The sequence below is a fragment of the Luteimonas sp. gir genome (assembly GCF_037198055.1).
GTDB classification, from domain to species: domain Bacteria; phylum Pseudomonadota; class Gammaproteobacteria; order Xanthomonadales; family Xanthomonadaceae; genus Luteimonas; species Luteimonas citri_A.
This window is the reverse complement of the sequence record NZ_JBBAXQ010000021.1, coordinates 1-11525: the sequence shown is the minus strand read 5'-3', so window position 1 is coordinate 11525 and position 11525 is coordinate 1. Positions and strand designations below refer to the sequence as shown.

The window sequence follows — 11525 nt, the reverse complement described above, 5'->3', positions numbered from 1 at the left end:
GCCTTCCCGTTCTCTCGTTCCGGATCCTGCCGCATGCTCCCGCTCGTCGCCCTCGTGGGCCGCCCCAACGTCGGCAAGTCGACGCTGTTCAACGCGATGACCCGCACCCGAGACGCGCTCGTCCACGACGAGCCGGGCGTCACCCGCGACCGTCATTACGGCGTCTGCCGGCTCGGCGCGCGCCCGTTCGCGCTGGTCGACACCGGCGGCATCGCCGGCGAGAGCGTGCACCTGGAAGAGGCCGGACTGGCCGGCCCGACCGCCAAGCAGTCGCGCGCCGCAGCGGCCGAGGCGGATCTGGTGCTGTTCGTCGTGGACGGCCGCGAGGGCGCCTCGGCGCTCGACGACGAACTGCTGCGCTGGCTGCGCAAGCTCGGCAAGCCGACGTTCCTGATCATCAACAAGACCGACGGCCTCGACGCGCGCGCGGCGATTGCCGACTTCTCGCGCTACGGCTTCACCGATGCGCACGCGGTGTCCTCGGCGCATCGCCACGGCATCGACGAACTCGTCGACGACGTGCTCGAGAAACTCCCCGAAACCGGGCAGGCCGAGCAGCTCGATACCGACCCCACGCGGATCCGGGTGACCTTCGTCGGCCGCCCGAACGTCGGCAAGTCGACCCTGGTCAACCGCATCCTCGGCGAGGAGCGGATGATCGCCTCGGAGGTCGCCGGCACCACCCGCGACTCGATCGAGGTCGATCTCGAACGCGACGGCCGGCGCTATCGCCTGGTCGACACCGCCGGCATCCGCCGCAAGTCGAAGGTCGACGAGGCGGTGGAAACGTTCTCGATCATCAAGACCCTCCAGGCGATCGAAGCCACCCAGGTCTCGGTGGTGATGATCGACGCCAGCGAGGGCGTCACCGACCAGGACGCGAGTGTGCTCGGGGCAGTGCTCGACTCCGGGCGCGCCCTGGTGGTCGCGGTCAACAAGTGGGATGGGCTCAGTGAGTACCAGCGCGAGCAGACCGAAGCGCTGCTGTCGCGCAAGCTCGCCTTCGTGCCCTGGGCCGAGGCGGTGCGTATCAGCGCCAAGCACGGCTCGGGCCTGCGCGAACTGTTCGCCGCGATCCATCGCGCGCACGCCTCGGCCAACTACAAGTTCGGCACGTCGGATGTGACCCGCGCGCTCGAGATCGCCGCCGAGACCAATCCGCCGCCGGTCGTGCGCGGGCATGCGCCCAAGCTGCGCTTCGCGCACCCGGGCGGCGAGAACCCGCCGACGATCGTCGTCCACGGCAACCGCCTGCGCACGCTGCCCGACAGCTATCGCCGGTATCTGGAGAACTTCTTCCGCAAGCGCTTCAAGCTGGTCGGCACGCCGGTGCGCTTCGTGTTCCGCGAGGGCGACAACCCCTACAAGGACAAGAAGAACGTGCTCAGCGAACGCCAGGTCGCCAAGAAGAAGCGGCTGATCCGGCACGTCAAGCGCAAATGAGCGCGCCGCCCACCGGGGCAGCGCTGACCGTCGGCGTGATCGCCGGCGGCCGCGGCTCGCGTCTGGGCGGCCTCGACAAGGCCTGGCTCGAGCAGGGCGGCACGGCGCAGGTGCTGCGCTGGCACGCGCGCTTCGCCCCGCAGGCGGCGCGGTTCGTGGTCAGCGCCAATCGCGATCTTGAGCGCTACGCGGCCCACGGTATCGAGACCGTGGTCGATCGCACGCCCGATGCCGGACCGATGTCCGGGCTCGACGCACTGGCCGCCGCCGTCGACACGCCCTGGCTGCTGACCCTGCCGGTCGACCTGTGCGATGCCGATGCCCGGCTGCTGCCGATGCTCGCGCTGCTGGCGGGCGACACCGGCGCCTGCGCCGAAGACGACGACGGCGTGCAACCGCTGGTCGCGTTGTGGCCGACCGACGCACTGCGCCGCGGCGCCGCGAAGGCGTTGGCCAGCGGCGACTACGCCGTGCGCGCCCTGCAACACCGGCTCGGCATGCGGGTGGTCCGGTTGCAGGGTGTACGCTTCGGCAACCTCAATACGCCTGACGATCTGATCGATGCCGGAATCGCCGCACCCTGACACCGCCCCGTCTTTTCCGTACCGCGTGCCGTTCGACGAGGCCTGCGCGATCGTCGATGCGGTTGCCGCCGAACGCGTGCTCGAGGTGCAGACGCTGTCGCTGGGCCGCGCGCACGGTCACGTGCTCGCGCGCGATGTCGTCGCCACCTTGCCGCAGCCGCCGTTCGACAACTCGGCGATGGACGGCTTCGCACTGGACCACCACGACCTGGCGGGCGAGGGCGTTGTGACGTTGCAACTGGTCGGCGAGCAGTTCGCAGGCCCGCGCGCGGACGTACGCATCGCGCGCGGGCAGTGTCTGCGCATCACCACCGGCGCGGCGATCCCCGAAGGCGCCAACACCGTGGTGATGAAGGAGAACACCCGGGTCGACGGCGACCGGGTCGAGATTCTGGTGCCGCCGCGGCCGGGCCAGCACGTGCGCCGCGCCGGCGAGGATTCCAAGGTCGGCGATCGCCTGCTGCATGCCGGCGACGTGCTGACCCCGAGCCGGGTCGCGCTGGCGGCCTCGCAAGGCTTGGCGCAGTTGGAGGTCGTGCGGCGGCCGACGGTGGCGGTGTTTGCGACCGGCGACGAACTCATCGAGCCGGGCATGCCGTTGCAGCCCGGGCAGATCTACAACTCCAACCGCGAGCAGCTGATGGGCCTGCTGCGCGCCGAAGGCCTGGAGCCGGTGGCGTTCCCGACGCTGCCCGACGACCCGGCGCAGATCGCCTCCGCGCTGCGCCATGCCGGCGAGGCCTTCGATCTGGTGCTGACCTGCGGCGGCGTGTCGGCCGGCGAGAAGGACCACCTGCCCGAACTGCTGCAACGTCGCGGTCGGGTGCGGCTGTGGAAGACGATGATGAAGCCGGGCATGCCATTGCTGCTGGCCGAGGGCGACACCCTGGGCCCAGCGCTGTTCCTGTGCCTGCCGGGCAATCCGGTTTCTGTGCTGGCCACTTGGCTCGCGGTCGGCCGGCGCCTGATCGACGGCATGCAGCGGCGCGTCCCGCGTCCGGTCCGCCGCGCGCGGCTGCGCGGCGCCTGGAGAAAGAATCACGAGCGGCTGGAATTCCTGCGCGGGCGCTGGTCGATCGACGAGGACGGCGTGTCGCGGGTTGAACCCAACCCCGCCGACGGCTCGCACCGGATGCAGGCAGCGGCCGATTCGGACGTGCTGATCGTGCTCGAGGCCGGCGCGCGCGAGTACCCAGTCGATAGCGTGGTCGAGGTCGTGCCGTACTGAGCGATCCGTCCATGCACACAGTGCATCGCGGTGGACCGGCGATAATCGGCGCATGAGCATTCCCGAGATTTCTCCCGACGAGGCCCTGCGCCGGCGTCGGGCCGGTGCCCGCCTGATCGACGTGCGCGAGGCCCACGAGCGCGTGACCGGCATGGCCGAGGGCGCCGAGGGCATCGATCGCGCGACCCTGGAAGCCGCGCCGCAGACCCACGTGCCCGATCGTGCGGCGCCGCTGCTGCTGATCTGTCAGAGCGGCCGGCGCTCGTTGCAGGCCGCCCACGCGCTGGCCGCAGCCGGCTACACGGATGTCGCCTCGGTCGCGGGCGGCACCAGTCGCTGGCAGGCGGACGACCTGCCGACCGTGCTGCCCGACGGCGACATCGACCTGGATTTCCACGACCGCTACTCGCGTCACCTGCGCCTGCCCGAAGTCGGCCTGGACGGCCAGCGCCGGCTGGCCGAGGCCACAGTGCTGGTGACCGGCGCCGGCGGCCTGGGGTCGCCAGCGGCGTATTACCTCGCCGCGGCCGGCGTGGGCACGCTGCGCATCGCCGACGACGACGTCGTCGACCGCAGCAACCTGCAGCGGCAGATCCTCCACGCCGAGGACCGCATCGGGCAGCCCAAGGTCGCCTCGGCCGCGGCCACGCTCGGCGCGCTGAATCCGCGCACGCGGATCGAGGCGGTCGCCGAGCGCGTGACCAGCGCCAACATCGACCGGCTGATCGACGGCGTCGATGTCGTGCTCGACGGCGCCGACAACTTCCCGGTCCGCTACCTGCTCAACGACGCCTGCGTGCTGCATCAAAAACCCCTGGTCTATGGCGCCGTGCATCGCTTCGAGGGCCAGGTCAGCGTGTTCGACGCCGGACGCGAGCGCGGCCGCTGCCCCTGCTACCGCTGTCTGTTCCCGGAGCCGCCGCCGGCCGAGGCTGCGCCCAACTGCTCGGAAGTCGGCGTGCTCGGCGTGCTGCCGGGCGTGATCGGCCTGCTGCAGGCGACCGAAGTGCTCAAGCTGCTGATCGGCATCGGCGAACCGCTGCGCGGGCGCCTGCTGCAGTTCGATGCGCTGCGCATGCGCTTCCGCGAAACCCGGCTGGGCGCCGACCCCGACTGCCCGCTGTGTGCGCCAGGGCGCGAGTTCCCCGGTTACATCGACTACGCGGCGTTCTGCGCCGGCTGAGCGGGGCCGCACGAGACTGGATGGGTCAGTGCCGTCGTACAACGGCGGCTACACGACCAAGTAAGCCCGGCGCGCCAGCCTGCCGGCCTTCACACGGGGCGGGGCACGATGGGGCCCATCTTGCCCCCGCCCCCGAGGTTGCGCATGTCGTCACGCTGGCTCTGTCTGTTCGTCCTGGCCTGGCTGCTGGCATGGCCGCTGGGCGCCTTCGCCGCCGATCCCTGTCCCTTGCTGCGCATGCAGGTGGCGGCGCCGGACCCTGCAACGCGGCTGGCCGCGGTCGCCTGCGAAGAGCACCAGATCTGGCATCGGCCGTTCATCGATGCGGACGGGCGTTACGCGGGTTCCACCGTGCGCGAGGCCGAGACCGCGCTGCTGACCAATGGCGAGCAGGCCTGGCGCCGGGTCGCGGGTTACTGGGTCGGCGCGGGTCTGCTGCCGCGCCTGCAGCACCGGCCGGGTGCCGGCGAGTGCGCCTATGCGGCTTACGGCGGCGCGCCGTCGCCCGGCTGCCGGGCATTCCTGGTCGATGTCCCGTGGTCGGCGGCGTTCGTGTCCTGGACCGCACGGCGCGCCGCGTTGCCCGGCTTCGAGGGCTCGCCCAGCCACGTCGACTACGTGCGCGCGGCCTATCGCAACCCCGAGACCAGCGCCTACCGCGTCGCCAACCCGGTGAGCGCACGACCGGCGCGCGGCGACCTGCTGTGCTACGTGCGCGCCGCCAACCGCGTCTTCGGCTTCGCCGGCCTGGCGACATTGCTCAGCAGCGAGGACAGCGGCCTGGGCATGCACTGCGATGTCGTCGTCGGCGCCGCGGCCGAGGGCAGCAATGTCGCGTATCTGGTCGGCGGCAACGTGCTCGACGGCGTGACCATGCGGATGCTGCCGCTCTCGGCCGGCGGGCAGTTCGCCGGATTGCCGATGCGCACGCTCGACGATGTGCCGTGCACGCCCGACACGCCGGACGCCTGCAGCGCCAACCGTCAGGACTGGGCCGTGCTGCTGCAATTGCGGCCGGCGCAGGAGCTGTCCGCATTGCAGCCGGCGATGCCGCTGGTCTCGCCGACGGCGCCGACGCCGGTGCTGCCCACGCCCGGCCAGCCCTCCGCGCCGATGTGCTGCGTGGAGTGCAGCGTCGGCGACGGCCTGCCGCGCTGCCCGTGACGCGCGAGCTTCAGCCCGCGTGCGCGCGTTGGCTCGCGGCGAACGCGGCCTGCTGCTCCGGTGTCGCCTCGCGCTGGTGCTGCGCCTTCCAGGTCTCGAACGGCATGCCGTAGAACGCCTCGCGCGCCGCGGCCTTGTCGAAGTCCACGCCCTCGGCGCGGACCGCATCGCCATACCAATCGGCCAGGCAGTTGCGGCAGAAGCCGGCCAGGATCATCAGGTCGATGTTCTGCACATCGGGCCGGGCCTCGAGCAGATGCGCGCGCAGGCGCCGGAACGTCGCGGCCTCGGCGCGGATGCGGGCGTCCTCGGACAGCGGAGCGGGCGTGGGCGCGGGCGTATCGGTCATGGTCGATCCAGGTGCAGGGAAGGCCCACAGCATCGGCAGTGCTGCCGACGTCTGCAAGCCGGACCCCGAATCGGAGACAATGGGCCGCTCTTTCGCCGCACGACGCCCGCATGACCGCCGCAGACCCCGTTCCGGCCCGAATCCTCGACGGCAAGCGCATTGCCGACACCCTGCTCGACGAACTGCGCGTGCGCGTGGATGCGCGGATCGCCGGCGGCGGGACGCGCCCGGGGCTGGCGGTGGTGCTGGTCGGAAGCGACCCGGCCTCGCAGTCCTACGTGCGCAACAAGCGCCGCGCCGCGCAGAAGGTCGGCATCCAGGCCTTCGACTTCGACCTGCCGGTGGGCACGACCGAGGCCGAGCTAGTCGCGCTGATCGACCGCCTCAATGCTGACCCCGCCGTGCACGGCATCTTGGTGCAGCTGCCGCTGCCGGGCATCGAGGATGCCAGCCGGCTGATCGAGCGCATCGACCCGCGCAAGGATGTCGATGGCTTTCATCCGGCCAACGTCGGCCACCTGGCGCTGCGTCAGTTCGGCCTGCGCCCGTGCACGCCGCGTGGCATCACCACGCTGCTGGCCTACACCGACCGCCCGGTGCGCGGCGCGAGCGCCACGATCGTCGGCGTCAGCAACCACGTGGGCCGGCCGATGGCGCTGGAACTGATGATCGCCGGCTGCACGGTGACCACCTGCCACCGCTTTACGCCGCCGGACGTGCTGCGCCGCCATGTCGGCGAGGCCGACATCCTGGTCGTCGCCGTCGGCCGCCCGGGGCTGATTCCCGGTGACTGGGTCAAGCCCGGCGCGGTGGTGATCGATGTCGGTATCAACCGCCTCGACGACGGCCGCCTGGTCGGCGATGTCGGCTTCACCGAGGCCGCCCAGCGCGCCAGTTGGATCACACCGGTGCCCGGCGGCGTCGGCCCGATGACCGTGGCCACGCTGATGCAGAACACCATCGAAGCGGCCGACGCCGCGGATGCGGCCGGCCCCCAGGGGTAAGCTTCGCGCTCGCCGACGCGACCGGTGGGGCAATCTGTCGCGGAAGCGTTCCATCCCGGACCTCCAATCCGCAATGCCGGGGGTTTACAATGGCGCGCTTCCTCCTCCCCGGCACCCCGCATGCTGCGCATCCAGGCCGAAGCACTCACCTACGACGATGTCTCGCTCGTCCCCGCTCACTCGATCGTCCTGCCCAAGGACGTCCGCCTCGCCACGCGGCTGACCCGCGACCTGCGCCTGAACCTGCCGATCGTCTCGGCGGCAATGGACACGGTCACCGAAGCGCGCCTGGCGATCGCGATGGCGCAGATGGGCGGCATCGGCATCGTGCATAAGAACCTGAGCGTCGAACGCCAGGCGGCCGAGGTGGCCCGGGTCAAGAACTTCGAAGCCGGCGTGATCCGCGAACCCTTCACCGTGGGCCCGGACACCAGCATCGGTGAAGTGCTGCGCCTGACCCGCGCGCGCAACATCTCCGGCGTGCCGGTGGTCGACGGCGGCAAGCTGGTCGGCATCGTCACCGGGCGCGACATGCGCTTTGAGACCAAGCTCGACGACCCGGTGCGCAACGTCATGACCAAGCACGACCGCCTGGTCACCGTGCGCGAGGGCGCGGGCGAGGACGAAGTGCTGGCGCTGCTGCACCGCCACCGCATCGAGAAAGTGCTGGTGGTCAATGACGACTTCGCGCTGCGCGGCCTGATCACCGTCAAGGATATCCAGAAAGCCCACGACAACCCCAACGCGGCCAAGGACGCCGACGAGCAGTTGCTGGTGGGCGCGGCCGTCGGCGTGGGCGGCGACACCGAAGCGCGCGTCGAAGCGCTGGTCGCAGCCGGCGTGGACGTGATCATCGTCGACACCGCGCACGGCCACTCGCAGGGCGTGCTCGACCGCGTGAACTGGGTCAAGAAGACCTATCCCAAGGTCCAGGTCATCGGCGGCAACATCGTCACCGGCGACGCGGCCAAGGCGCTCGAGGACGCCGGCGCGGACGCGGTGAAGGTGGGCGTGGGCCCCGGTTCGATCTGCACCACGCGCGTCGTTGCCGGCGTCGGCGTGCCGCAGATCACCGCGATCGACTTCGTCGCCGAAGCCCTGCAGGACCGCATCCCGCTGATCGCCGACGGCGGCATCCGTTACTCGGGCGACATCGGCAAGGCCCTCGCGGCCGGCGCTTCGACGGTGATGATCGGCGGCCTGTTCGGCGGCACCGAGGAATCGCCCGGCGAGGTCGAACTGTTCCAGGGCCGCAGCTACAAGAGCTACCGTGGCATGGGCAGCCTGGGCGCGATGGAGCAGGGCAGCAAGGACCGGTATTTCCAGGACTCGTCCGACGCCGACAAGCTCGTGCCCGAGGGCATCGAAGGCCGCGTGCCGTACCGCGGCCCTCTGGCCGGCATCGTCCACCAGCTCGCCGGCGGCCTGCGCGCCACGATGGGCTACGTCGGCTGCGCGACGATCGAAGAGATGCGCACCAAGCCGCAGTTCGTGAAGATCACCGGCGCCGGCCAGCGCGAGAGCCACGTCCACGACGTGACGATCACCAAGCAGCCGCCGAACTACCAGGCCGGCTGACGCTCCGTGAGAGCCGCGCCCATTGCGATTGGCGCCGTGGCCGCGATCGTGCTGGCAGGCTGCCAGCACGACACCGCGCATCACGACGCCGCGCAGCGCGGTGATTCGGCCGTGCCAGCGACAAGTGCCGCGGCCATCGCCGCAAGCGCAGACACCCACCGCGTCAGCGCCTGCGGCGCCAGCTTCGAGCTGCCCAGCGACTGGGCACCTGAGCCAATCGCCGCCGGCCAGTGGCGGGCCCGCGCGGCGGCGGGCAGGGGGCTGACGCTCTCCATCCGCTGCCTGCCCGATGCGGTGATCTTGCCCGGGACCCAGTTCACCCAGATCGACGCCGTGCGCGACGAACTTGGCTATGGCCCCGAGACGCTGTATCGCGGTACGTCGTATTACCAATCCTGGGTGGATGGATTGCCCGATCGCCCCAGCGTGATCGCGCTGCTGCAAGCGGACGACGACGGCCCCGGCCGCATCGAAGTCGCCGTCTGGGCTGACCCCAACAGGCGCAGCGCAGGTGACCCGCCCTCGACCTCCCAAGGCCTGCTCGCGATGCACTGGTCCGACGACGACCCCGCACAGCGCGCCCAGTACACCGCACTTCGCACCCAGATCACTTCCACCTTCTCAGCGCCGTTGCCCGATACGCACGGCCGGACCCGAGCCCCATGACCGACCTGCACAGCGACAAGATCCTGATCCTCGACTTCGGCGCGCAGTACACGCAGCTGATCGCCCGCCGCATCCGCGAGCTGGGCGTGTACTGCGAAATCTGGGCCTGGGACCACGATCCGGAGCAGATCGCCGCGTTCGCGCCCAAGGGCATCATCCTCTCCGGCGGCCCCGAATCGACCACCGAGCACGGCTCGCCGCGCGCCCCGCAGCAGGTGTTCGACAGCGGCCTGCCGCTGCTGGGCATCTGCTACGGCATGCAGACAATGGCCAAGCAGCTGGGCGGAGAGACCGAAGCCGCCGACGCGCGCGAATACGGCCACGCGGAAGTGGCCATCGTCGCCCAGGACCGCCTGTTCGAAGGCCTGAGCGACCACGCCGGCGCCCAGCGCCTGGACGTGTGGATGAGCCACGGCGACCACGTCAGCGCCGCCCCGCCGGAGTTCACCGTCACCGCCAGCACCGACCGCGTGCCGGTGGCCGCATTCGCGTTTGATGCCAAGCGCTGGTACGGCGTGCAGTTCCACCCCGAAGTCACCCACACCAAGCAGGGCCAGGCGCTGCTGCGCCGCTTCGTGGTCGACATCTGTGGCTGCGCCACGCTGTGGACCGCCGCCAACATCATCGACGACCAAATAGCGCGCGTGCGCGAGACCGTGGGCCAGGACGAGGTGATCCTGGGGCTTTCCGGCGGCGTGGACTCGTCCGTCGTCGCCGCCTTGCTGCACAAGGCCATCGGCGACCAGCTGACCTGCGTGTTCGTCGACACCGGCCTGCTGCGCTTCCAGGAAGGCGACCAGGTGATGGCGACCTTCGCCGATGCCTCCAGCGCGCATGGCCTCGGCATCCGCGTCATCCGCATCGACGCGCGCGAGCGCTACTTCAAGGCGCTGGCCGGCGTGAGCGACCCCGAAGCCAAGCGCAAGATCATCGGCAACCTGTTCGTCGAGATCTTCGACGAAGAGTCCGGCAAGCTCAGCAACGCCAAGTGGCTGGCGCAGGGCACCATCTACCCCGACGTGATCGAATCGGCCGGCAGCAAGACCGGCAAGGCCCACGTCATCAAGAGCCACCACAACGTGGGCGGCCTGCCCGAGCACATGAAGCTGGGCCTGGTCGAACCGCTGCGCGAGCTGTTCAAGGACGAAGTGCGGCGCCTGGGTGTGGAACTGGGCCTCCCGCGCGAGATGGTCTACCGCCACCCGTTCCCGGGCCCCGGCCTGGGCGTGCGCATCCTGGGCGAAGTGAAGGCCGAGTACGCCGAGATCCTGGCCCGCGCCGACCACATCTTCATCGAGGAACTGCGCCGCGCCGACCTCTACGACAAGACCAGCCAGGCCTTCGCGGTGTTCCTGCCGGTCAAGTCCGTCGGCGTCGTCGGCGATGCCCGCGCCTACGAATGGGTGATCTCGCTGCGGGCAGTCGAGACCATCGACTTCATGACCGCCCACTGGGCGCACCTGCCGTACGACTTCCTCGGCCGCGTCTCGAACCGGATCATCAACGAGGTGCGTGGCGTCTCGCGCGTGGTGTACGACATCAGTGGGAAGCCGCCGGCTACGATTGAGTGGGAGTGATTTTTGCCCATTCGAGCGCATCCGAAACTACGCTAGAGTTCGATCTGGTAGCTATCGATTGGCAGAGATTGCAGCCGTCGGCCCCGGTGACGTTCCTTGCCGATAGTGATCGCATTGAAATTTGAAGGTGCCGTCAGAGTAGCTGAAGCTCCTGACGGTGTTTTCTTAACGCTAAACCGCTGAATACGCAGAATCTTCCGACAAGCCCCCCAGAACTTCGTCAGCCTGGGGTCTCTCCGCAGAAGGGTCAGCCGAGACCGTGGGCTCGGGTGCAGGAGAAAGCTTTCCCCTATGACAAGCTCAAACGTAAGCAGTCATGAACCCGTTCGTCGCGAGGTTCGTACAATGCCTGGATTATAGGCGCCGCTCGCCACACCGACGATCGCCTCAACTCCTTCGACGATAACCTTAGCTTCGTTCCGGCTAATCAGCTTCCCCGAGTGGACGGCTTCGTTTCTGATCTTTGTCCAGCGAAGAAGCTCCTGCTCGGATATGTCCAAAATACCATCTTCGAGAGCACGGCTTACGAGCTGGCGTATGGACATTGGGCGCTGCACAGCTTCGCGAAGTGGCTTGTTCAACCTCTGACGCAGCGTGGCCTCCAGCAGCGTCGATCACCGCTGCGCGATACTCCTTCGCCTCGAAGAGCCGGCGCGGTTCCAAGTTCTGAGCGATGCTCATTTCGTCTGCCAGCGCTTGGAAAGCTTCGGCGAGCTGGGAGACGAAGGGGCTATCTTCGGATAGTACTG

General features: G+C 69.5%; 10 protein-coding genes. 9 read left to right on the top strand and 1 reads right to left on the bottom strand.

All coding sequences use genetic code 11. The features are described 5' to 3' along the window. Positions 1-33: 33 nt before the first annotated feature. From der to WAF18_RS17220, 5 genes are all read left to right on the top strand, one after another. Positions 34-1443: a ribosome biogenesis GTPase Der gene (gene der / locus WAF18_RS17240; RefSeq protein ID WP_183427064.1), complete on the top strand. Its 1410-nt coding sequence runs from the start codon at positions 34-36 to the stop codon at positions 1441-1443. Further along, positions 1440-2027, top strand: a complete 588-nt coding sequence (locus tag WAF18_RS17235) for a molybdenum cofactor guanylyltransferase (RefSeq protein WP_337246200.1) — start codon at positions 1440-1442, stop codon at positions 2025-2027. Before der ends, WAF18_RS17235 begins: the two co-directional genes overlap by 4 nt. Further along, positions 2005-3255: a gephyrin-like molybdotransferase Glp gene (gene glp, locus WAF18_RS17230; protein WP_337246199.1), complete on the top strand. Its 1251-nt coding sequence runs from the start codon at positions 2005-2007 to the stop codon at positions 3253-3255. The genes WAF18_RS17235 and glp overlap by 23 nt, the downstream gene beginning before the upstream one ends. 52 nt (positions 3256-3307) lie before the next feature. Continuing rightward, positions 3308-4438 carry a molybdopterin-synthase adenylyltransferase MoeB gene (gene moeB / locus WAF18_RS17225; RefSeq protein ID WP_337246197.1) on the top strand — a complete coding sequence of 377 codons (1131 nt, stop codon included), beginning with the start codon at positions 3308-3310 and terminating at the stop codon, positions 4436-4438. 144 nt (positions 4439-4582) lie between these two features. Next, positions 4583-5602: a DUF2272 domain-containing protein gene (locus WAF18_RS17220; protein ID WP_337246196.1), complete on the top strand. Its 1020-nt coding sequence runs from the start codon at positions 4583-4585 to the stop codon at positions 5600-5602. A 10-nt stretch (positions 5603-5612) separates the two neighbouring features. On the opposite strand, the gene WAF18_RS17215 is transcribed toward WAF18_RS17220, so the two are convergent. After that, positions 5613-5951, bottom strand: coding sequence for a DUF1244 domain-containing protein (locus WAF18_RS17215; protein WP_337246195.1), 339 nt, complete (start codon positions 5949-5951; stop codon positions 5613-5615). A 110-nt stretch (positions 5952-6061) separates the two neighbouring features. On the opposite strand from WAF18_RS17215, the gene folD reads away from it, so the two are divergent. From folD to guaA, 4 genes are all read left to right on the top strand, one after another. Next, positions 6062-6955, top strand: a complete 894-nt coding sequence (folD, locus tag WAF18_RS17210; protein WP_337246194.1) for a bifunctional methylenetetrahydrofolate dehydrogenase/methenyltetrahydrofolate cyclohydrolase FolD — start codon at positions 6062-6064, stop codon at positions 6953-6955. A gap of 120 nt (positions 6956-7075) precedes the next feature. Continuing rightward, a complete protein-coding gene (gene guaB, locus WAF18_RS17205) occupies positions 7076-8533 on the top strand; it encodes an IMP dehydrogenase (protein ID WP_337246193.1) in 1458 nt (485 codons plus the stop codon). Positions 8534-8569: 36 nt separating this feature from the next. Further along, on the top strand, positions 8570-9199 hold the full coding sequence (locus WAF18_RS17200) for a hypothetical protein (RefSeq protein WP_337246192.1): 630 nt from the start codon (positions 8570-8572) through the stop codon (positions 9197-9199). Further along, positions 9196-10776: a glutamine-hydrolyzing GMP synthase gene (gene guaA / locus WAF18_RS17195; RefSeq protein WP_337246191.1), complete on the top strand. Its 1581-nt coding sequence runs from the start codon at positions 9196-9198 to the stop codon at positions 10774-10776. Before WAF18_RS17200 ends, guaA begins: the two co-directional genes overlap by 4 nt. Positions 10777-11525: the final 749 nt, after the last annotated feature.

Bases quoted from the DNA above. Each gene is read 5' to 3' on its own strand.
- der (WP_183427064.1), top strand. From the start codon at position 34: ATGCTCCCGCTCGTCGCCCTCGTGGGCCGCCCCAACGTCGGCAAGTCG.
- WAF18_RS17235 (WP_337246200.1), top strand. From the start codon at position 1,440: ATGAGCGCGCCGCCCACCGGGGCAGCGCTGACCGTCGGCGTGATCGCC.
- glp (WP_337246199.1), top strand. From the start codon at position 2,005: ATGCCGGAATCGCCGCACCCTGACACCGCCCCGTCTTTTCCGTACCGC.
- moeB (WP_337246197.1), top strand. From the start codon at position 3,308: ATGAGCATTCCCGAGATTTCTCCCGACGAGGCCCTGCGCCGGCGTCGG.
- WAF18_RS17220 (WP_337246196.1), top strand. From the start codon at position 4,583: ATGTCGTCACGCTGGCTCTGTCTGTTCGTCCTGGCCTGGCTGCTGGCA.
- WAF18_RS17215 (WP_337246195.1), bottom strand. From the start codon at position 5,951: ATGACCGATACGCCCGCGCCCACGCCCGCTCCGCTGTCCGAGGACGCC.
- folD (WP_337246194.1), top strand. From the start codon at position 6,062: ATGACCGCCGCAGACCCCGTTCCGGCCCGAATCCTCGACGGCAAGCGC.
- guaB (WP_337246193.1), top strand. From the start codon at position 7,076: ATGCTGCGCATCCAGGCCGAAGCACTCACCTACGACGATGTCTCGCTC.
- guaA (WP_337246191.1), top strand. From the start codon at position 9,196: ATGACCGACCTGCACAGCGACAAGATCCTGATCCTCGACTTCGGCGCG.